Origin of the sequence: Velocimicrobium porci (assembly GCF_009696045.1) — a bacterium.
GTDB classification, from domain to species: domain Bacteria; phylum Bacillota; class Clostridia; order Lachnospirales; family Lachnospiraceae; genus Velocimicrobium; species Velocimicrobium porci.
The window spans coordinates 1-21,359 of the sequence record NZ_VUMT01000031.1; the positions used below are offsets into that span (position 1 = coordinate 1).

The 21,359-nt window shown below is 33.3% G+C and carries 16 protein-coding genes and 1 other RNA gene; 12 read left to right on the plus strand and 5 right to left on the minus strand.

The annotated features are described in order from the left end of the window. The first annotated feature begins 211 nt into the window (after window positions 1-211). The 4 genes from FYJ58_RS13340 to FYJ58_RS13355 are packed head-to-tail and all read left to right on the plus strand — an operon-like array spanning window position 212 to window position 7,947. On the plus strand, window positions 212-1,213 hold the full coding sequence (locus FYJ58_RS13340; protein WP_205839265.1) for a Wadjet anti-phage system protein JetD domain-containing protein: 1,002 nt from the start codon (window positions 212-214) through the stop codon (window positions 1,211-1,213). 20 nt (window positions 1,214-1,233) lie between these two features. Further along, the gene (locus FYJ58_RS13345) at window positions 1,234-2,859 is read left to right on the plus strand and encodes a hypothetical protein (protein WP_154520205.1); all 1,626 of its coding nucleotides are present in this window, start codon (window positions 1,234-1,236) and stop codon (window positions 2,857-2,859) included. Between the two features lies 1 nt (window position 2,860). Next, window positions 2,861-3,571, plus strand: a complete 711-nt coding sequence (locus FYJ58_RS13350) for a DUF6063 family protein (protein WP_154520206.1) — start codon at window positions 2,861-2,863, stop codon at window positions 3,569-3,571. Beyond that, window positions 3,568-7,947 carry a coiled-coil domain-containing protein gene (locus FYJ58_RS13355; RefSeq protein ID WP_154520207.1) on the plus strand — a complete coding sequence of 1,460 codons (4,380 nt, stop codon included), beginning with the start codon at window positions 3,568-3,570 and terminating at the stop codon, window positions 7,945-7,947. The genes FYJ58_RS13350 and FYJ58_RS13355 overlap by 4 nt, the downstream gene beginning before the upstream one ends. Window positions 7,948-8,040: 93 nt before the next feature. On the opposite strand, the gene FYJ58_RS13360 is transcribed toward FYJ58_RS13355, so the two are convergent. Further along, window positions 8,041-8,256 (minus strand): hypothetical protein, encoded by a 216-nt coding sequence (locus FYJ58_RS13360; protein WP_154520208.1) that lies wholly within the window; start codon window positions 8,254-8,256, stop codon window positions 8,041-8,043. A gap of 241 nt (window positions 8,257-8,497) precedes the next feature. Here FYJ58_RS13360 and FYJ58_RS13365 point away from each other — a divergent pair, with 241 nt between their 5' ends. From FYJ58_RS13365 to FYJ58_RS13385, 5 genes are all read left to right on the plus strand, one after another. Continuing rightward, a complete protein-coding gene (locus FYJ58_RS13365; RefSeq protein ID WP_154520209.1) occupies window positions 8,498-10,099 on the plus strand; it encodes an MBL fold metallo-hydrolase RNA specificity domain-containing protein in 1,602 nt (533 codons plus the stop codon). A gap of 174 nt (window positions 10,100-10,273) precedes the next feature. Then, the gene (locus FYJ58_RS13370) at window positions 10,274-10,624 is read left to right on the plus strand and encodes a hypothetical protein (RefSeq protein WP_154520210.1); all 351 of its coding nucleotides are present in this window, start codon (window positions 10,274-10,276) and stop codon (window positions 10,622-10,624) included. Between the two features lie 322 nt (window positions 10,625-10,946). Continuing rightward, a complete protein-coding gene (locus FYJ58_RS15205; RefSeq protein WP_154520211.1) occupies window positions 10,947-12,461 on the plus strand; it encodes an immunoglobulin-like domain-containing protein in 1,515 nt (504 codons plus the stop codon). A 39-nt stretch (window positions 12,462-12,500) separates the two neighbouring features. Beyond that, the gene (locus tag FYJ58_RS13380; RefSeq protein WP_154520212.1) at window positions 12,501-14,366 is read left to right on the plus strand and encodes a glycosyl hydrolase family 18 protein; all 1,866 of its coding nucleotides are present in this window, start codon (window positions 12,501-12,503) and stop codon (window positions 14,364-14,366) included. A gap of 64 nt (window positions 14,367-14,430) precedes the next feature. Further along, window positions 14,431-15,006: a hypothetical protein gene (locus tag FYJ58_RS13385; RefSeq protein WP_154520213.1), complete on the plus strand. Its 576-nt coding sequence runs from the start codon at window positions 14,431-14,433 to the stop codon at window positions 15,004-15,006. Between the two features lie 60 nt (window positions 15,007-15,066). Here the strand turns inward: FYJ58_RS13385 and FYJ58_RS13390 are convergent, their stop codons facing one another. Both FYJ58_RS13390 and FYJ58_RS13395 read right to left on the minus strand, forming a co-directional pair. Further along, window positions 15,067-16,653, minus strand: coding sequence for a DEAD/DEAH box helicase (locus tag FYJ58_RS13390; protein WP_154520219.1), 1,587 nt, complete (start codon window positions 16,651-16,653; stop codon window positions 15,067-15,069). A 155-nt stretch (window positions 16,654-16,808) separates the two neighbouring features. Further along, window positions 16,809-16,985, minus strand: coding sequence for a DNA-directed RNA polymerase subunit M (locus tag FYJ58_RS13395; protein ID WP_154520214.1), 177 nt, complete (start codon window positions 16,983-16,985; stop codon window positions 16,809-16,811). Window positions 16,986-17,159: 174 nt separating this feature from the next. On the opposite strand from FYJ58_RS13395, the gene FYJ58_RS13400 reads away from it, so the two are divergent. Next, window positions 17,160-17,711, plus strand: coding sequence for a hypothetical protein (locus tag FYJ58_RS13400; protein WP_154520215.1), 552 nt, complete (start codon window positions 17,160-17,162; stop codon window positions 17,709-17,711). A 50-nt stretch (window positions 17,712-17,761) separates the two neighbouring features. Here the strand turns inward: FYJ58_RS13400 and FYJ58_RS13405 are convergent, their stop codons facing one another. Both FYJ58_RS13405 and FYJ58_RS13410 read right to left on the minus strand, forming a co-directional pair. Then, the gene (locus FYJ58_RS13405) at window positions 17,762-19,255 is read right to left on the minus strand and encodes a sensor histidine kinase (protein WP_154520216.1); all 1,494 of its coding nucleotides are present in this window, start codon (window positions 19,253-19,255) and stop codon (window positions 17,762-17,764) included. Window position 19,256: 1 nt separating this feature from the next. After that, entirely contained in the window at window positions 19,257-19,958 is a 702-nt protein-coding gene (locus FYJ58_RS13410) for a response regulator transcription factor (RefSeq protein ID WP_154520217.1), read from the minus strand. Between the two features lie 281 nt (window positions 19,959-20,239). On the opposite strand from FYJ58_RS13410, the gene FYJ58_RS13415 reads away from it, so the two are divergent. Both FYJ58_RS13415 and ssrS read left to right on the plus strand, forming a co-directional pair. Next, window positions 20,240-20,875: an Ig-like domain-containing protein gene (locus FYJ58_RS13415; protein ID WP_235912659.1), complete on the plus strand. Its 636-nt coding sequence runs from the start codon at window positions 20,240-20,242 to the stop codon at window positions 20,873-20,875. Between the two features lie 141 nt (window positions 20,876-21,016). Further along, window positions 21,017-21,196, plus strand: a non-coding RNA gene (gene ssrS, locus FYJ58_RS13420) — 6S RNA. The last annotated feature ends 163 nt before the right edge of the window (window positions 21,197-21,359 follow it).

Sequence of the window (21,359 nt, forward strand, 5' to 3'; positions counted from 1 at the left end):
ATAGTCGGTAAAGATTCTTTGTAAGATATTCATAACCCTATTATGCAGGAAAAATTAACAAAAAGAAACCCCTAAATTCCCTCAAGATTGAGGGCAGGGGAGTTGAAGTGTCGAAGACACTTTTTTAAAAAAATACAAAGATACTTACTGAATATTTTGTGTACATGTGTTAAGATAAAAAAGTACAAAGATGAATAGAGAGGAGTTTGCCTTGGAACAAATTTTCAAATATAATAAAAAGAAAATAACATTAGACGAAATAAGAAATTTATATGATTTGAGAATTGATCAGTACATGGAATTGTATGATATTATAAATGAATTAATGGAAAATAATAAGATTAGTATAATTAAATCGTCTAAGTTAAATGGGAGAACACCACCATTATATAACAGATATAAAATTAATTTCCCAGAGCAGTCATTTGAACAATATAAAGAAGAACTAAATTTTAAAATGGTTCCGGAATTAGAAATTACATACTACTTAAATCATATAGAGCAATATAAATTAGATCGTGAAAAAATACTTCAATTGAATCAATTTTTATTAGAAAAAAGAGAGCTTTTAGATACAATGGTTTCGCTGAATGAACGAAGCTTTCAAATCTGGAATTATGAAAAGGAAATCTCCGAAAAGTCAGGAAAGAGAATTTTAAAAAACCTTGGTTTGACTTTAGAAGATTTAAATTTATATGAAACAACAGAGCCCCTGGCATACTATTCGGTTTGTTATGAAGCACCACAAAATATTATTATTGTGGAAAATAAGGATACTTTTTTTAGTATGCGAAAATATTTATTAGAAGGAAATAACAAAATTTTTGGAGTAGAAATTGGAACGATTGTTTACGGGGCAGGAAAAAGAATATGGAAAAATTTTATGGATTTTTTCATATGTGCACCGCCTTATTTGTCAGCAAAACAAAATCAGATTCTTTATTTTGGTGACTTAGACTATGAAGGAATTATAATTTATGAAAAATTTTATGAAATGTATCATATGAAATGCAAAATAAAGATATTTAAGGAAGCATACCTTGCAATGCTTGTAAAAAGAGAAAAATTACCGTCTACAAAAGAAAAGCAGAATACATCAATTGGGACTTTGTTTTTAGAACAATTTAAGGAAGCAGAACAGAATTTGATTTGTCAAATATTGAAACAGGGGATTTATATTCCTCAAGAAATTTTGAATGTGTCAGATTTTTAGAAAAAGAAAAAGGGTGAATTATGGAATTCGATTATTTAAAGCAATTTGAAGACAGAATGAAGCATATGGGAATGTATACGATGCTTATAAAAAATATTATAAATAAGAAAACACTTGCAGGTTATGGATTTGTAAAAGAGGAAGAACAAATAACGGTTGTTTTTTCTATTATGCTATTTATAATGGAACAATCTTTGAAAGACGAAAACTGTACCATTGATGATATTGCATTGTTTTTTGATGAGCTAAATACTTATTTTTTTCATAAAAATATGAATTATGAGCAGTGTAAAGATGCTGTCGATTTTATCGTCAATACGATACTTGGAAATGATGGAAAACCGATGTATTTTGACTGTTATAACTATGAAAAAAGAACTTATGAGAAAAAATATATCAACTATATCGGGAACCGCTCCGTTGATATGCAGGCAGACATGGAAGAAGGAATTGGTCGGAATGGGTTAAGAAGAACGGTTTATTACATGACCGATGACGGCTATAATCTTATTTTATCTACATTAGAAGTTGAAAGTAATATGAAGCTTACTGTTCAGGAAATTATATTTAAATTACATTTAGAAAAAGCAGACTACGAAAAGGCGGTAGATTCAATAAAAGATATTTTCCAGAGAATGAAAATTCAATTAAAGAAAATGGAAGATGCAGTAAACCGGATTCGGCAAAATGCGTTGAATTATTCTGTAAGCGATTATAAACAGCTTATGAAAGACAATCTTTCCATGTTAGAATCTACAAAACAAAAATTTTCTTCTTATGAGGAACTGGTAAAATCCAGAATGAAGGAATTAGAAGAACAAAATATCAATGTGAGAAAGCTGGATAAAAAAGAAGAGGAAAACTTAAATAATTTAAAAACGATTGACCGTTATCTTCGGAAAACAATTGAAAGCCATCAGGTGATATTAAATGCGCATTTAGATTTTAAATCAATTTATGACCAGCAATTATATGAAATGACACAGATGGCGTTTATAAAACGATTTGATTTAAGGAATGAACTTTATTCTAAGGTGATGGAAGATGCTTCTTTGCTTGAAAATATCCATTATTTTTTAAATCCATTGTTTCGCAGAGAATTAGATAAAACCTATAATATAAATAAATGTCTTGAGATACAAAGACCGACAAGAAAAAAGAAGGAGGAGGAAAAGGGAGAATTACTGGATTTTGATGAAGAATTATGGGAGCAAGAGCAGAAAGAAAAAATTAGAAAGAAGCTTGAAAAATACAATAAAAGTGCAGCTGTCATTTTAAACTATGCAGTATCGGAGGGGGAGATAAGTTTAGAGCAATTAGTTGCAAAGATAACGGAAGAGGAAAAAAGACAGCTGATTCCAACGATTGATATTTTTAAAGAAATTGTGATTGAAATGCTGAAGGAAAGAGAAGTGGATCTGGAGTCTATTCGAAAATATAACCGAGAATATATTTATGAAGAGCCTACCGAATTTGAACTAAGAGATACGATATATAATGTAATAGGGGATAGTAATATAAAAATGTTTAAAGCAGGGAGAATGGAAGATGGAAAAAAGGTTTGCATTGGTGAGCTTTTAGATGAAGATACGGGGGAACGAAAAAAAATAATTTGCAGTAATATTTATTTTAAGGTGGAGGTTTGATATGGTTTATGAGGAAGATAATATAAGGCTGAGTCAGGAACTTTTTTATTATTTAATTTCACATAGAGAATTAGATGAGAAGAAGAATCTGGAACTGTTTCGGGCTTATGTTGAAAAGGATGAGGTTCGGGAGCTTGTAAAAAGACAGGCAGAAATTGCAGAATGTCAAATTGAAAAGTATGGTTCTGTCATTTATTTAATTCCAAACGAAGAAAATTATGTTTTAGGCTTTTCAAAAAAACAATTGAAGATGGAATTATGTCGTTCTGCAGGAACGGATAAGGATTATTATCTTTCACAATTTGTCATTCTTACCCTGTTAACCGAGTTTTATGATTCGCAGGGAAATACAAGCAATTCAAGAACTTTCTTGAAATTGGGTGAATTTATGAACATCATAGCCGAACGGCTGGCAGCAGGAGTAGAAGCTTGTGATGAAGAGCGGGAAGAAAAAATAGGACTGGCTTTTAAAGATATGAAAGAAATTTATGATTCCCTCAAAAACACAGATAAACTTGTAAAACAGAAAACAAATAAGGTTGGGTTTGTTATTAATATTTTAGAATTTTTGCAAAAACAGGGGTTAATTATTTTTATTGAAATGGATGAAATGATACAGCCGACCAAAAAACTAACAGCATTTATGGATTGGAATCTTTTAAATAAAAATAATTTTGAACGCGTAAGAAAAGTATTGGGAGAAAAACTATGAGTAAAATAAATAAAATACGAATTATCAATTTAAACTATAACAATAATTTGTCCCGGGTCGATGATGAAACATTTGAATTTGAAGGAGAAAGTACGTTGATTTCACTCCGAAACGGAGGTGGAAAGTCGGTACTGATTCAGATGATTATGTCTTTATTTGTACATGGCAGTTATCGAAACATTGGTGCCAGGAAGTTTAAAGATTATTTTACCTTGCCCTCACCAACCATTGTGATGGTAGAATGGCTTTTAGACAGTGGAAACGGTTTCGTACTTACAGGAATGTTAGTAAGAAAACGTCCTGATAATACAGATGATTTAGCGACACTTGAATTATTTGATTTTATTGGTGAGTATACAGATAAAGGATGTCCATATCATATTGATAACATTGGATTTGTTGAGCATATAGACGGAGTGAAGCATTTAAAAAGTTTTGGTGAATGTAAAAAACTTATGGAACAATATAAAAAAGATTCCTTCGGTGCATTTCTTTATTATGATATGAATCAAAATTCAAAAGGTTATTTTACAAGACTTCTAGAGTTTGGGATTAATTATAAAGAATGGGAAACAATTATCCACAAAATAAACGAAGAAGAATCGGGACTTTCGGATTTGTTTAAAAATGTAAAAGATGAAAGTGGATTAATTGAGAAGTGGTTTTTAAAAGCAATTGAGGATAAATTGAATGAGGACAGTAATTTAATTGGCAATTATGTTGACATGGTTCAAAAATATATAAAGCAATACAGAGTCAATCAGGCAAAAATTGAAAAACGGGAGCATATTACACTTTTTCATGAGAAAGCAAAAGATATTCAGGAGAAAATAATTTTTTATCAATCGGAATTTCAAAAACAGAATGAGTACGAAAATAAAATTTATAGTTTGATTGAGAAATTTCAGCAATTAGAGGCGGAATATAGAAAAAGAAAAGAAGAACTTGAAGCAAAAATACAGTTGATTTTACAAGAAATTTCCAGAAAAGAACATGAAAAAATATCTTGTGAGCTATATGAATTAAAAGACCATTTTGAAGAAACTTCGACAAATCTTAAAAATTTGCAAAAAGTAATTTTGAGTGATGAAAAAGAGGCAGAAAAAGTAGAGAGAAACCTTCAAATTTTAGAATGTGCAAGACTTTATGACAGCTATCGGAATATAAAAAAGCAAGTTGTCAAACATCAGGAACAATTGGCTCATTCAAGAAAAAAAGAAGAAGAGAAGCTTCCGGAAATCAATCGCTTGGGAAACCAGATTTATTCTTTTTATAATTTGAAAAATTTGGGAGACATAAAGAAAACGAAAGAGCTTACATTAGAAGAAATGAATAATCAGACGACATCAAATGGGCTTTGTCTTGCTCAACAGGATTTGAATAAAAAAATAGGAAATTATCAAATTGAAAAAGGAAGTTATATAGAAAAGATAAAGAGTTATGACCGGTTTGAGTCAGAATTTAATTCAGATTTTGATGAGAATATGATGAGAACGATGACCGGATACTATGAAGAGGGCTTCTTAGAAAAGAGAGCAGACGAGTATCGAAGGGAAGAAGAAAAGCTTCAAGAGCAATATGATGAAACGGATCATAAAATTATACTATTAAGAGAACAGATTACTGCAAAAGAGAAGGCATATGCTGACTGCGAAAAACAGAATGTTTTATTAACTTATGAGAAAAATCAGGAACAAGATAGGCTCGATTATATGGAGCAGTTAATTTCACGTCGAAAAACGCTTATAAAATATGTAGAAATTTCACCGGAATTTCTGTTTGACACCACTACCATTATAGAAGAATATGAGAAAGAAATAAAAAAGCTGGAAGCTATTATTTCTGAGCTTACAAAAAAAGCAGAAAAAATAAAGGAAGAATTTGTAAAATTATCAGAAGGTAAGATGCTTGAACTTCCAAAAGAGATAAGTGACAAACTGGAGGAAATTGGAATTTCTGCCACATATGGAATGGAGTGGCTAAAAAAGAATTCTTATTCGATAGAAAAGAATGAAAAAATTGTAGAAAACAATCCATTTATTCCATATTCAATTCTTCTTTCCAATGCCCAGATTAAGAAATTAGAGCAGGCAGATTTTGATTTATATACGTCGTTTCCAATACCGATTGTGGAAAAAGAAAAATTAGAAACGTTTCAAAATTCAACGAAACTGTTTCAGTTCGATTGTGTAAAGTTTTATGTCTGGTTCAATAAAAATCTTTTAGATGAAGAAAAGCTAGAACAGATGAAGCAAGAATTGGGTGTGAAGATAAAAGAACTGGAACAAAAAATAGAGGAAAAGAAAGAGGCGCTACGTACTTATATAAATAATCGAAATGAAATCGAGTATCAAAAGCTTTCTTCGAAAGAATATTTTGACAAAAAAGAAAAAATAGAAGAGCTGAGTCGGCAAATTGAATCGCTAGAGGAGACGAAGAGTACGATTCTAAACAGTAAAGCACGTAAAAAAAATGAAGAGGAAGAATTAACGAAAAACAATCAACAATTAAAAAAACAAAAAGAACTGCAGTTTAAAAAACGAGATTGTTTTGCTAAATTGGCATTGGAGTATGAAACGTATGTAGACAATAAAGAAAAATTAGATGAAATTCAAAGGGGATTGAGGAATGCTCAAAAAGAATATGAAAAGGCAGAAAAATTATTAGATACACTCAGCAGAGAAAGAGAGCGAATCAAAGAAAATTTACTTTATTTAGATTTGGAAAAAAAGAAAAATTTGCAACAATTATCAAAGTTCGAACGTTATGCTATGGGCCAGACAGAAGTAGAAAGAGAAAGCATGACAAAGGATATTTCATTGTTAGAAGCCCGGTATGACGCATTAGTTTCCGATATAACAGGTGAAATAAAGTGGCTGGAAGAGGCTTTAAATGAGTATTCCCTGAAAGAAAAAGAAGAAAAAGATTATTTGGATTCTTATGCAGAGGTAAGAAAAATAGAAGAATCGGAATATAAATCTGTAAAATATTCTAAAATAAATGAAAAAAATGAGAAAGAAAAACTAGATTTTTTACAACATTCGATTCAAATTAAAATGGGTAAAGAAAAGGAAATTGAAAAACAAGCAATTTCTTTAAAAAATCAATATCAGTTAAAATGGGAGGAAATGAATAAATTTTATCATTTTGATGATATATTGCCAAAGAGTGAGATAGCAAAGGAAAATTTTGATAAGCTGATTTCTGAAGCTAAAATAAAATTGCAACAGGTAAAAGAACAAGTAGAAGCGATTCATGTTAAATATCAAAATATTGTTGCTAACTTAACTGCTTTAGCAGAATATCAAGATTTTGCTGAGAGAGAAGCGGTTGAATTGGAAGAAGATTTTAGAACGATGAAACCGGAGGAAATTGATAAATTTCGAGGTATACTAATTCGGGATTACCGGCTATCCGGAGAATATGTTTCAAAAGCGAGAGAACGGTTAAAGGAAGAAATTGATACGATAAAAACAATGTCTGTTTTTTCTGATGATTATTTTCAAATTCCACTTGCAAATCTGTTAAATCTTGTATACAGTGAACAGCCGGAAAGTATTTTAGAGCAATTTGGTCGTGTTTTAGAGGCTTCCAAAAATACAATGGAAAAGCTGAATGCAGATCTTGAATTATTTGAGCGGGAGGAAGAAAATATACTATCGAGTATCATGGAATATATAAAGGCAGTTTATGATAATCTTGGAAGCATTGACAAAAATTCAAGTATTGTTATAAGAAAACGACCAATTAAAATGTTGAAAATCAATCTTTTGGAATGGAACGAAGCGATGATAAAAGTAAAGCTTTCAGAGTTTCTTAACAGAATAAAGGAAGGGGCAATGACTCTCTATGACAGAAATGAAAATACAGATGAGTATATTTCGAAATATATAACGACTACAAGGCTTTATGATACGGCAGTTGGGATTCATAATGCAGAAATTAATCTTTACAAAATAGAAGAAGGACGGGAAACAAAAATAACATGGAAGGAAGGAATGAAAAATTCAGGTGGAGAAGGATTCCTTTCTGCATTTGTCGTTTTATCCAGTCTTATGTGTTATATGCGGCATGGAAGGAATGATTTATTTTATGAAAAAAATGAAGGAAAGGTTTTGATTATGGATAATCCATTTGCACAGACGACTTCGGCACATCTTTTAAAGCCATTAATGGAGATGGCAAAAAAAACAAACACACAATTAATTTGTCTGTCCGGTATTGGCGGTGAAGCGATTTATAGCAGATTTGACAATATTTATGTATTAAATTTGATACCGTCTGGTATGAAAAAAGGTTTATGTATTTTGAAAAGTGAGCAGAAAAAACGGGATGAAGTTGTAGAAACCAGGATACAAGTGGAAGCAGAGGAATGAATAATAAAACGATAAAAAAATGAAACTATAAAAAATAGGGCTGCTGCAAAATGGAAAGTGATATGAAACATTCATTTTGCAGCAGCTCTTAATTTAGTTTCCTTTGCTGCTTAGCGGGTTGCTTCTTGCCTCAAAAAAAATATTGTTATCAGGTGCAGCTTTATTATTTTCATTATAGTTGGAGAGCTGTCGTATTCCCATAATTTCTTCTTCAGTTAATGGATCACCTACTTCATCGAAATCGGCTAATGGATCTTCGACTGGTATTAATGGAGCACCATTAGGGGTTGGAATGTATCCTTTTTCCATAAATAATATACTCCTTTTTCATATTTAGGTTATCGGGAGCCTATACCCAAAAAACGTATTTTTTGTGAGCAATTGAAATACGCTAATTTTAGTATGGGAAAAAAACAGTAAATTATGTATTTGGAATTGTAAAATAAAATATATTTTGTACTTTGCTTGAAATAGTATGCTTTTTATAAAAAATATGATAAAATAGAACTACAAAAAAGAGAAGGATATATTAACAGCGGAGGTGTTTGACATGAAGTTAGAATTTATTGGAGCAGACCATGAGGTAACTGGAAGTTGTCATTATCTTGAGGTGAATGGTAAGCACATTTTAGTTGACTTTGGAATGGAACAGGGAACCGATTTATTTGTAAACCAGGAGCTTCCAATTAATGCGGCGGATATTGATTATGTATTTGTAACGCATGCTCACATTGATCACACAGGATTACTTCCATTGTTATATGCGAGAGGTTTTCGTGGCTCTGTGTTTGCGACAATTGCAACAACGGATTTATGTGGTATCATGCTTCGTGACAGTGCTCATATTCAATCGGCAGAAGCTGAATGGAAGAACAGGAAAGGGCGCAGGTCGGGAAAAGGAGAGGCGGTTCCACTTTACACAATGAGTGACGCAATTGGAGTTATGGGATTATTTATTCCATGTGAATATGGAAAAAAAATATCCGTTTGCGATGGAATTACAATCCGTTTTACTGATATTGGTCATCTGCTTGGTTCGGCAAGTATTGAGGTCTGGATGTCAGAGGAAGGGATTGAGAAAAAGATTGTATTTTCCGGTGACATTGGAAATCAGAATCAGCCATTGTTAAGAGATCCTCAATATACAGAGCATGCAGATTATGTTGTAATGGAATCGACGTATGGAGATCGAAGTCATGGAGAAATTCCAGACTATGTAAATGAACTGGCAGACATTATTAAAACTACATTTGACAAAGGAGGAAATGTTGTAATTCCTTCTTTTGCAGTTGGACGTACGCAAGAGTTATTATATTTTATAAGAAAAATAAAAGAGGACAATTTAGTAAAAGGACATGAAAACTTTGAAGTGTATGTAGATAGTCCGTTGGCAATTGAAGCTACACTTATTTTTAATGATAATAAAGACAGCTGCTTTGATGAAGAAGCTTTAAACTATATTAGAAAAGGAATCAACCCAATTAGTTTTCCGGGATTAAAAACTTCAATTACAAGTGAAGAATCAAAGCAAATTAATTTTGCGGAGCATCCAAAGGTAATTATATCTGCATCCGGTATGTGTGAGGCAGGGCGTATTCGCCATCATTTAAAACATAATCTTTGGAGACCGGAAAGTACGATTTTATTTGTTGGGTATCAGGCAGCCGGAAGTCTTGGAAGAGCATTGCTGGAAGGAGCAAAGACAGTACATTTATTTGGAGAGGAAATAGCTGTTTGTGCTAAGATTAAACGTTTAAATGGAATCAGTGGTCATGCAGACAGAGAAGGATTGATTCGTTGGATTAATGCCTTTGAGGAAAAGCCAAAGAAGGTTTTTATTGTCCATGGTGAAGATCAGGTATGTGATATTTTTGCGGATAATTTAAAAGAAAATTATGGATTTGATACAGCAGCACCATACAGCGGAGCAATTTTTGATCTGGCAGCGAATGCATGGGTAAAAGAGGGACTTCGGATTCCAATCGAAAAGAAACAAAAAGAAGCAAGCCGGGCAAACGATGTCTTTTCAAGACTTCTTGCAGCAGGACAGCGTTTACTTGCTGTTATTCGCCATAATGAGGGAGGAGCAAACAAAGATTTGGCTAAATTTGCAGACCAAATCAATTCTCTTTGTGATAAGTGGGATAGATAATATATAAAATTAAAAGAGAAAAAGCATGACTTTTTGACCCTAGTATCATAATAATGACAGTTGATTATTTTACTTGATAGGAGATTTTAAATGTAAAGGGGTGCAAATAAAGTAAAATGTAGCGAATAAGATAAAAATACAACAATATATATTAGACATTAATAGGTGGAGTATATGAATGATAAACAAAAAGGAATTATAATAGTTTTTAGTGTGTGCATTATATCAATTGGCTTGGCAGTATATTCAAGATATTTTTATAAAGCGCCGTATCCGTATGTATACTGTAATAATCAATATTTTTATGTAGCAGGCGGATATATAAAGGAAGCGCAGTTAGACACCTTGATTACAGAAGTAAAAAATAATACAGAGAAGAAGAAGCATAATGAAAACGGTGATTCGAATGTTTTAGAAATTGGAGCGAGAGTCTATAAGATGAAAGATGCTCCAAACTATGAGTCGATTGCTGTTGAAAATGATGGTTATTTTAGTATTGCATACCCTATTGTTGAAAAGGAATAAGAAAAATAGAAACAAGTAGTTTGAAAGTTTAGAGATTACTTGTTTCTATTTTTTTGCTTTGATTTTAATAAACAAAAACAGTTATTTACATTTCATGATTTAGATTTTTGTTTAAAAATTTTTCTTATGTTGTTGTTTTTTATACAAAGTTGTGTGTTTTGTACAATTTCATTGACGACTATGTTAAAATATGGTAAATATAATGTAATAATTATACAGGAACTGGTAAAAAAATAAAAGAAAATTATGTGAATTAACAAAAATAATTGCTGATTTTCAATGAAACAATGACAAGGTGTAAAAATGAGAGGGAGGTTTTATTGTGGCGAAACGGGAAAAGTTTAAGAAAAAATGGTGTGTTATTGGAATGGTGTGTTTTACCGCTTTTATAGCATTAAGCAGTTCTCCAACAGAAGCTTTTGCAAAGCAGGCAACCGGAACATTTGGTGTATCTGTCGGGAAAACGTGGCCGGAGCAGGTAAATGCTCCTTATGCAGATATGTGTGAGTGGATTACCAAAGACGGATATCACAATGCAGGTGCATTAAATCTTGCAAGAGTTGTAAAAGATACAGGGGTGCAATATTATAACTTAGGATTTATTCAAAGTGCAGGAGGTGTAGAAGGAAATAAAGTTACATGGGGATTTGGTGGCTATAAATTATTGAGTGAGGAAGGTGGAAAGAATGATACTCAATATAAAGGAATAAAAAAATCAATCAAAGATGTACGTGATATGGGTGGAGATGTTTGTATTTCATTTGGTGGTGCAAATGGAACACCATTTTGGCAAACAACACAAGACGTGGATAAGTTATACAATACCTATATGGACATCGTAGAAGGATTTGGATTGACACGAATTGATTTAGACGTAGAGGGTTCCGGTACAAATAAAATTAATAACATTGCAAATGCAAAAGCGATTAAAAAATTGCAGGATACGTTAGATGTTGATGTAGTGCTTACACTGCCGGTTCTGCCAGATGGTTTAACATATGAAGGGCTGTCTATTTTAGAAGCATATTTGTCAGAAGGAGTTGACTTGAAAGTTGTAAATATAATGACAATGTGCTACGGAAGTGGAACTTTACTTCCGGGTGAAAATTATGGAACTGCCTCTTTAAGGGCTGTGAATTCTTTAAAAGACCAGCTAAAAACTTATTATAAAAAGTACGCAAATCAGATATTGAGCGATGAAAAAGCCTATGCGAAAATTGGTACCACTGTTTCAATTGGATATGAAAGTGGTTCAGACCCTATTTTTGTACCAGAATGGAGTAAATTAGTTGTAGATCAGGCGATAGAAAAGAAGATTGCCATGACTTCTTTTTGGTCTATCAATCGGGATGCAATGACAGAGCCAAACCAGGGAATAAAAAATCAGTACGAGCATACATCTGTTTTCAAAGAATTTGGAGAAAAGGGAGTAATTGTACCTCCTGTAGAAGAAAATATTCCAATTTTATCAGGGGTTGAAGATAAGATAATTTTGATTGGAAGTGAATTTGATTTACTTGAAGGAATTACAGCATCGGATAAAAAAGATGGCGATATTACTGCTTCTATAAAAATAGATGGTACGGTGGATACAAAGAAAGCTGGAGAGTATAAACTGGTATATTCAGTAACAAATTCGGAAGGAAAAATAGCGACAAAAACTTGTATTATTACGGTTAAAGAAGAAGGGAACACAGTAGAAGAATACGATGCTTCCAAAATATATTTAAAAGGTGATATTGTAGGTTACCAGGGAAAAACATACGAATGTCAATGGTGGACACAGGGAGAGGCTCCGGGCAGTCAGTATGGTCCTTGGAAGTTAGTTAATAGATAGGGGTAACTATTAATTATTTTAATAAGAGGAGGTAGTACAATGAGAACCAACTTCAAACGTAACATGACAAAGGCAGTTGCAGCAGCGATGGCAGCAGCAATGCTCATAGGAATGGCTCCGGCTGTTCCATTTCACAATGTGGCCAAAGCAGAATCGACAAGTGTTGTAGATTATGTGACTACAGGAAAGCTCCGTAATGTAATGTATTATGGCGACTGGTCGATCTGGGGCGGACAAGGCAACTTTTATCCGGGAGGAATTCCAGCGGATCAATTGACTCATTTGAACTTTGCATTTTTAGATTTTGATTCGAATGGAAATTTAATTTTCTGTGATAAAGATGCAGCAACAGGAGCACCGGTAGGAATGCCGGGGGTTCAATGGGGCGGAGCAAATGCTGGTATTTTATCTGCAATGCAACTTTTAAGAGCAGAGAATCCGAACTTAAGAATCGGTGTTTCATTAGGTGGCTGGTCAAAGTCAGGAGATTTCTCTCAGGTTGCAGCAAGTGACAGCACAAGAAAAGCCTTTGTTCAAAATGTTTTAAAATTTATCAAGTATACGAATATGGACTTTGTTGACTTGGATTGGGAGTATCCGGGTGAGCATCAGTACCGTGATCCAGATTTGGTAGATAACCGACGTGATGAAGGAACAACACATGCTTCAGCAGCAGACAAAGCAAATTATATTGCATTATTACAAGAATTTAGAAATCAATTAGATGCACAAGGAAAAGAACTAAATAAAACTTATGAATTGACTGTAGCATTACCTGCACCAAAAGCAAAGTTAAATGATGGTATTGATATTCCAAAATTATTTGAACTTGTAGATTTTGCCAATATTATGACTTATGATATGAGAGGTGCATGGGACGAAACAAGTGGACATCAGACAGGTCTTTATACAAATCCAAATGACCCATTAAAAGATGCTGGTCTATCCGTAGATGATTCTGTTCAGTATCTGTTAGCAAATGGTGCACCATCTGATAAAATTGTTATTGGCTCTGCTTTCTATACAAGAGGTTGGGAAAAGGTAACAGGAGGAGCAGATGCAAGCCTTCCTGGATTGTTTGGAACTGCAGAACAAGTAAATAAAGATGGAGACAGAAGTCCATCAAGGGGTGCATTAAATGAAGCACCAATTAAAGATGGCGAAGGCGGACGCTGTGGAGGTGTCTGGGGATATGGCTCTATTGATAAATTAAAAGCCGCTTATCCGGGACTAAAAGAATATTGGGATGATACAGCAAAAGCTCCATATTTATATAATGCAGAAACAGGTGCATTCTTTACTTATGACAATCAGCGTTCTATTCGTGAAAAAGCAAACTATGTTAAGAGTCATAACTTAGGTGGTATTATTTCATGGATGGCTTCACAGGATAAACAGACTTCAACTGGTAAGAGAGATGAGCTTACAAGAACAATCAAAGAAGCACTATTTGGTTCTGCTCCATTACAACAGTACAAGATTAGTAATGCTCCAATTGAAGTAGATGTTAAAGTAGATACCTATCAGGAAGCATGGAGCAATGCAAAAGGATATACAATTACAATCAAAAATACCGCAAAGAAAGTAGAATCTGGTGAAACATTAAGCCTTGTTGAAACAGCAGGAAAGACAATAAAAATGCCAAAACTTTATATTAAGACAAAGAATAATCAGACATTTACAAGTGGTGGCTATGGAAGTGGTCAGGTAACAAACAAAGAGGGCGTATGTATTGTTGATTTAGCAACTGTTTATGATAACATGCAAGTTAATCCGGGTGGAACAATTACATTCCAGTTAAAATCTTCTGCAGATACAATCAGCATTGATGATATTGATTCTATTGAATTATCACAAAGAATTACTGCAAGTGGAGTGGAAATAAGTAAACAGGTTGTATATTAATAAAAAATGAAAGTAATTTCTGAGAATTAGTTTGTGCTAATTCTCAGAAATTTTGATGTAAGAAATGCGAAAAAACAGAAAATTAACGATTGCTTTATTAGGTCTGTTGTTAGTATTGTTTATACTGGAACAGAATAGAAATGACTCTAAGAAAGTAGCGATTCTTCACAGGGATTATCCAGTGTATGAGAATGCAAGTCAGCTTGTTAAAAAAGCAGACTTAGTGTTTACAGGAAAAGTTAAAAGTAAAAAGAATGAATTGCTGGATATCGGAGATTATCAGAATGAAAAAGATCCTACAACAGGTGCAGAGGATGAAGCAGAGTCATTACCATATACGATTTATGAAGTAGAGATAGAAGAACTGTATAAGGGTAATTACGACGGAAATTCTATCAGAGTAAAGATTCTTGGCGGTAATATGAATGGAACAATATACGAAATGGAAGATGCGATGCCGATTGAAATTGGAGGAGAATATTTATTTAATGTTTCAACTTATGAAGATTCAGAAGCAACATTATTAAATATGACACAGGCAATTTATGATTTGAATGCACCAAACCTAATTAGTGAGGAAAATTCGATTACCGTAAGTGACATTATTGAGGCAGCTAAGAAGTACAATAATGAAACATAACTAAAAAAAGTATCCGCTACAAATTATTTGTAACGGGTACTTTTTTTAGAAAAATTTTAACTATTTTTTATTTGCTGGTTCTATATTAACAGATTTACCTTTAATTGATGCATGTTTCATTGCATGAATTACATCATTTGCATATTCTTTTGGAACTTCTACGAATGTATATTTATCATACATATCAATTGTTCCAACTAATTTGCCAGGCATTCCTGATTCACCGGCAATTGCACCTAGAATATCACCAGGTTTGATTCGTTGTTTTTTACCGATATTGATAAATAAACGAACCATACCTTCTTCTGCACCGGTATCGCCAAAATCTTCTCGACCAGAGTCAGCCATATCTCTGTCTTCTCCAATTGACATTTTTAAGAAAGCAGCAGCGACATCAAGAGAAGTGTAATCTTCTTCATTTACACGGGCTTCGATAATATCAATTAATTTGGATAAATCTACATGTTCGATAATGTCATCCACTTGGTCTAAGATTTTTTCAGCGACAATTCCGGTTACATCATTAAGAGAAGGAATTGGCTGAAAGAGAATTTTGGTCTTACAGTGTCTTTGAATATCTTTTAATTTGTAAACTTCTTTTCCAACAACGAAAGTAAAAGAACGACCGGCGCGACCGGCACGACCGGTACGACCAATACGATGTACATAGTATTCATCATCTTGAGGTAAGTCATAGTTAAAAACAGCCTCTACATCATCGACATCAATTCCACGAGCAGCTACGTCAGTTGCCACTAAAATATCAGTTTTGCCATCTCGGAATTTTTTCATAACCCGGTCTCTTTGAAGCTGTTTCATATCGCCATGAAGTCCTTCAGCAAAATAGCCTCTTCCCTGAAGCTTATCTACAAGTTCGTCAACACATTTTTTCGTATTGCAGAATACAAGAGATAATTTTGGGGAGTACATATCAAGAAGCCTTGTTAAAACTTCTCCTTTATTTTTAGCTTTTACTTCATAATAATATTGTTCGATTTTTGGAACTGTTAATTCTTTTTTAATTACTTTGATAATTTGTGCATTTTTCTGATACTTTTTCGCAATGTCCATAATTGGCTTGGGCATAGTAGCAGAAAATAATACAGTTTGACGTTCTTCTGGCATTTCTTTTAAAATAGTTTCGATATCTTCACGAAATCCCATATTTAACATCTCATCTGCTTCATCTAATACAATTAATTTAACAGATTCTAATTTTAAAGTTTTTCTTCTCATATGGTCCATAACACGACCTGGAGTTCCAATAACAACCTGGGTTCCTGTTTTTAAAGAACGAATCTGTTGATTTATATTTTGACCACCATAGATTGGAAGGACTTTGATGCCGTGCATAAATTTGGCAAGAGAACGAATCTCTTCTGATACCTGAATTGCAAGTTCTCTTGTTGGACAAAGTACAATTGCCTGGAGATGTTTATCCTTTGGATTAATTTTGTGAAGTAAAGGAATGCCGAAAGCGGCTGTTTTTCCAGTACCTGTCTGTGCCTGTCCTATAATATCTTTTCCTTCCATAACAACGGGAATTGCCTTTGCCTGAATTGGGGAGGCTTCTTCGAATCCCATTTCTGCTACGGCCCGTAATATTCTGGAATCTAGTTCTAAATCGCTAAATTGAAGGTTTTCCATTTTATTCACCTATATATTTCCTTTCTATGTATATAAGTATCTCCTGATGAAAAACTCATATACAATTAAACGCGGGCAACTCGAATAGTTTACGCTATATAGAAAAGAATGTCAAGAAAAATAGAACGGAAAAATGATATTGGATAGAGAAATAACTAATGAATTTGAACTTTTTCAATCTCATTTTGACGTTCTGATTCTGTCAGAAGAATATAATCTTCATATGAAGTTTTTGACAATTTCATCTCGCAGTCACATTTAAAACATTGGGTTTTATATTTAGAAACAAATCTTACTGCACCACATTTTGGACAAATATAAACTTTTAACATATGTACCACCTTTCTTACCGATATTATTATAGTGTTTTTTCTTTATGAAAACAACATAAGATGCTCGCAATTTTCGACAAATAGATTAAAAAAAGAAAAAATAGTTGAAAAAAACTTGAAAAATATATAAAATAGAGATAATTAAGAGATTTTTGAGAAAAGGATGTGACAGGTGTGTTTCAATTAATACCACATAATCAGAATTTGCCTGATGATATATGCCTTATTAAACATTTGGAGGGAAGAAATAAGAGACAGTATTATGCACCATCAATTCTTGTTCATGATGCTGAGTTATTAATTGGAGATAAAGAGTTAGAAGAAGTATTGGATTATCGACAAGTGTATGGCTCAAAATTTTTGGTTGTTGATATTGCTGTCCAAAATAATTCTTATTTACCTGTTGCAGGAAGGAAAGTTGGGTTGTATTATGTTGAACAGGAACATGCGCAAAATAAAAATTTGTGGAAGAGAATAAAAACGATATCCGGTAATGAAAAAGTTGAGATTGGACGGGTGTTGCCTTGTCAGGAAGGATGGACACAGGAAAGTTTTTCTTTTTTACTGGAAGAAGAGAAACCATATTTTTTGATTGCATCGTTGGACGAAGAAGAAAATGAAACGATACTAGATAGTGAGTTTGTTGATTTAAATCAGCTAAATGAGAGCTATTATTGGTGTATTTTAGATAGTAAAAATATAACAGGAGAGGTAAATTCAATTTAAAAAGCGCAAGAATGAATCTGTTAGAGTGGAGTATTCATTCTTGCACTTTTTTATACAAATTCTTTTTCTGTAAAGGATTCTTTTGAAAAAGTAAAAGTAAATTCGGTTCCTTTTCCAAGTTCACTTGTTACATCAATTGTTCCCTTATGTTTTAAAGCAATTTGTTTTGCGATAAGAAGACCAAGCCCTGAACCACTGGCGTTTTGTCGAAGTTTTGATTTATAAAATTTATCAAAAATACTTGGAAGTTCTTCTTTTGCAATGCCAATTCCTTCATCTCGAATTTTGATTTCTATCTTATCAGTACATTGCAACGATACATGAATGGTTGAATCTTCAGAAGAAAATTTAACCGCATTGTCAAGAATAACGATAAACATCTGACGAAGACGGTCATAATCTCCAAGCATAAGAATTGGTTCATCTGTTTTTTCATAATCGAGATGAATTCGTTTATTTTTACGAAGCATATGAGTACTTCGCAGTACATCATCAAAAATTTGAACTATATTGACAGGTTCTTTTTCAACTTGAAAATCTGGGTTTTGCATTTTCGAAAGTGTCAAAAGATCGCCTACTAACCGTTCCATACTTTTACATTCTGAAAGAATTCGTTGATAATACTGGTTGATTTTTTCAAAATCTGTAACGATACCGTCAGCTAATGTTTCTGTATAACCTCGAACGACTGTGATTGGGGTTCGAAGTTCATGAGATACATTTGCAAAAAAATCAAGACGCATCTGTTCAAGATACTGTCGTTCTTTCTCGTTTTCAGTTAGCTTTTCGGCAAGAACATCTAAAGTATTAGCTAATTCACCAATTTCATCTTTTCGTCTAATATTGGTTGTATAACTATAGTTACCGTCAGCGTATTCTAAAGCTGCGATTCTCATCTGTGAAACAGGGCGTGCCAGTTGCCTTGCAAACAATATTGCAAGAAGGAAAGAAACGATGAAACCAAATAAAATACTTGTTATAATAATGCTTTTACTGTTTCCGGTTCCATTTGCTATGTTATCTAAATAGCTGTTTAACAAAATAACTCCAATTACATTTCCACCGGAATCATGAATTGGAGTAGAGATACGCATTACCGTTTTTCCATACATAGGCTCATAACTTGTGATACAACGGGCTTTATTATGAATCGCTGAATCAATAACTGCTTGTGTATCTTTACTTAGCTCCATACTTTCCAAATTTACATTTGTATAATCTTGTTTTAATGCATTTTTCGAATCCGCATTTGGGAGTATCCACAGGTCGGTATTTTCTACGGCGAGCATTTCCTGCCATGGAAGCAGATAGGCAGTAAAATGAGTGACATCATCATTTATAACATAGGTGGACACACTGTTTGAAAACTTTCTTGCCTGATTGAGAAGACGGTTTTGGTAGGAACTGAGCGTATTCTGCCGATAAAGATTCATAAAAACGTAAGTAATGCTAAATGCAAATACAGATAATGTGATTGCAAAATAGCAGAAAATACGGAAAAATAAGCTGTCTAATAAATTAGTAGAATGTGATAACTTTTTCATTCTAATTCCCTTCTATTTCGAACTTGTATCCAACACCCCAAATTGTTTTGATTGACCAGTCCGGGTGCTCGACCTTATCTAATTTTGCACGAAGTCGTTTAATATGGGAATCTACCGTCCGGCTATCTCCAAAGTAATCAAATCCCCATAAACTGTCAAGAAGGTTATCTCTTGTAAATACTTTATTAGGATTCCCTGCCAGTGTCCACATAGTTTCAATCTCTTTTTTTGTAAGTGATATTTTTTGATTATCTATGTACATGGTGTATTCATCTAAATTAATTGTAATATTACTGATAGAGATTACATTTTCATTTTCGACTAAGGCAGAAGTATTATTTTGTACCATACGTCTTAATACAGCACGGACTCTGGCCATTACTTCGCTTGGACTAAATGGTTTTACAATATAGTCATCTGCTCCAATGTCAAGTCCCATAATACGTTCAAAATCTTCTCCGCGGGCAGTAATTAATATAATTGGAACATTTGATTGTCCGCGTATTTTACGACATACCTCGTATCCGTCTTCTTTTGGCATCATAACATCCAGAAGTACAACATTGGGGTTGTATTTTTGAAACAGTTCAAATGCCTCTACGCCATCGGCAGCAATAACAGGAGTAAAGCCTTCTTTTTTTGCGTAGGCAGATAAAATATCTGTTATATCTTGATTATCATCGGCAATCAACATATGTTGCATAGTAAGACCTCCTAAATAATTTAGCTATGTATAATATGATGTTGGGGTCAAAAGACCTTTTGACCCTGGTATTATAATATATAATTAATGATTATGACAATTATGTGACAAAAAAATGAGGGGTTTTGTCACGGATTGTTATGAATTTATTATAATCAATTGTAAATTGGAAGACAAGCTGAAATATTTTCAATTTGCCATTTTTCTGTCACAAACAGGGAATATACTCAAATTGTAAATTCTGAATGTGATGCAATCATACCCATCTTGGAGGGATGAACATGAAGAAAGTAACAATGTTAAAAAAAATAGTATTTCTTGGAGTATTTTTGCTAATGATTCAGTGGATTCCGTTTCCCGGAACCTTTATGAATCCAAAGATAGCACAGGCTGCAAGTGAAGATAATTCAGAAAATATACGACTTAATATTAAGTCAAGTAAAAATCTTATATCCGGTGAAGAGTGTATTTTGAGAGTATATAATCTGGAGGATAGCCAAAAAGCAACATTTAAAAGCAGTGACAGTAATATTATAAGAATTGAGAAAGAAACAAGAAATAAAGCAACGTTAGTAGCAAAAGAAGTAGGAAGTGCCAAAATTACCGTAACAGTGCGTGATGGATTTTGGAAAATAAAGACAATTGTAATAACCGTATACGTTGGACCGCCTGCACAAAGTGTGAAGTTAGTTGATTCTAAAGTTGTGCTGAAAGTAGGAGAGAAGACAACATTAAAAGCAATTTTGAAGCCGGGTAATACAGTAGAAGATGGAAAGTTTAAAAGCAGTGACAGTTCTGTTGCTTCTGTAACAGCTTCAACAGGTTATGTAACAGCATTATCCCCAGGAACTGCTGTAATTACAGTTTCGATTCAAAATGGTGGAAAAGATACTTGTACAATTAAAGTTGTCGATTAAGAAAAAAGGTATAGGATTTTAAGCTATAGGTGAGATAGTCTATAAGTAGTTCACAAAGTCATAATTGAAAATTTGGAAATTTATTCATATGTAAAAAATCTTGATAAAATGGCAAAATGGTGATATACTATAAGCAGAAAGAAATTCCTGGGATGTGCGACAATCCTGATATTTTGAACCTACAGTAATTGAATCGGGATGCTAATATTTATAAGAAGATGTCAAGCCGTCGTTTGCAGCGGAAGATTGAAACTTATGTGAGGCGACCCACCTAGCATTGGCTAGGAGTCAAAATTCAGGAAACGGCATTTTGGGTTCTTACGAAAGAGAGAAGAGGGTAGTGATACCCTCTTTTTTTAAGTGCGCCTTGCGGCGCACGTTTCTAATGGGTGAAAGTCCCTAATCCGCCCTAGTAGTGGGAAGGATACAGCCAAGACCAAGGGTGTCCTATTCATAGCAACGACTATGATTAACGCGAGGGGAA

Coding starts and splice junctions, on each gene's coding strand:
- FYJ58_RS13345 (WP_154520205.1), top strand. CDS start 1,234: ATGGAATTCGATTATTTAAAGCAATTTGAAGACAGAATGAAGCATATG.
- FYJ58_RS13350 (WP_154520206.1), top strand. CDS start 2,861: ATGGTTTATGAGGAAGATAATATAAGGCTGAGTCAGGAACTTTTTTAT.
- FYJ58_RS13355 (WP_154520207.1), top strand. CDS start 3,568: ATGAGTAAAATAAATAAAATACGAATTATCAATTTAAACTATAACAAT.
- FYJ58_RS13360 (WP_154520208.1), bottom strand. CDS start 8,256: ATGGAAAAAGGATACATTCCAACCCCTAATGGTGCTCCATTAATACCA.
- FYJ58_RS13365 (WP_154520209.1), top strand. CDS start 8,498: ATGAAGTTAGAATTTATTGGAGCAGACCATGAGGTAACTGGAAGTTGT.
- FYJ58_RS13370 (WP_154520210.1), top strand. CDS start 10,274: ATGAATGATAAACAAAAAGGAATTATAATAGTTTTTAGTGTGTGCATT.
- FYJ58_RS13380 (WP_154520212.1), top strand. CDS start 12,501: ATGAGAACCAACTTCAAACGTAACATGACAAAGGCAGTTGCAGCAGCG.
- FYJ58_RS13385 (WP_154520213.1), top strand. CDS start 14,431: ATGCGAAAAAACAGAAAATTAACGATTGCTTTATTAGGTCTGTTGTTA.
- FYJ58_RS13390 (WP_154520219.1), bottom strand. CDS start 16,653: ATGGAAAACCTTCAATTTAGCGATTTAGAACTAGATTCCAGAATATTA.
- FYJ58_RS13395 (WP_154520214.1), bottom strand. CDS start 16,985: ATGTTAAAAGTTTATATTTGTCCAAAATGTGGTGCAGTAAGATTTGTT.
- FYJ58_RS13405 (WP_154520216.1), bottom strand. CDS start 19,255: ATGAAAAAGTTATCACATTCTACTAATTTATTAGACAGCTTATTTTTC.
- FYJ58_RS13410 (WP_154520217.1), bottom strand. CDS start 19,958: ATGCAACATATGTTGATTGCCGATGATAATCAAGATATAACAGATATT.
- FYJ58_RS13415 (WP_235912659.1), top strand. CDS start 20,240: ATGAAGAAAGTAACAATGTTAAAAAAAATAGTATTTCTTGGAGTATTT.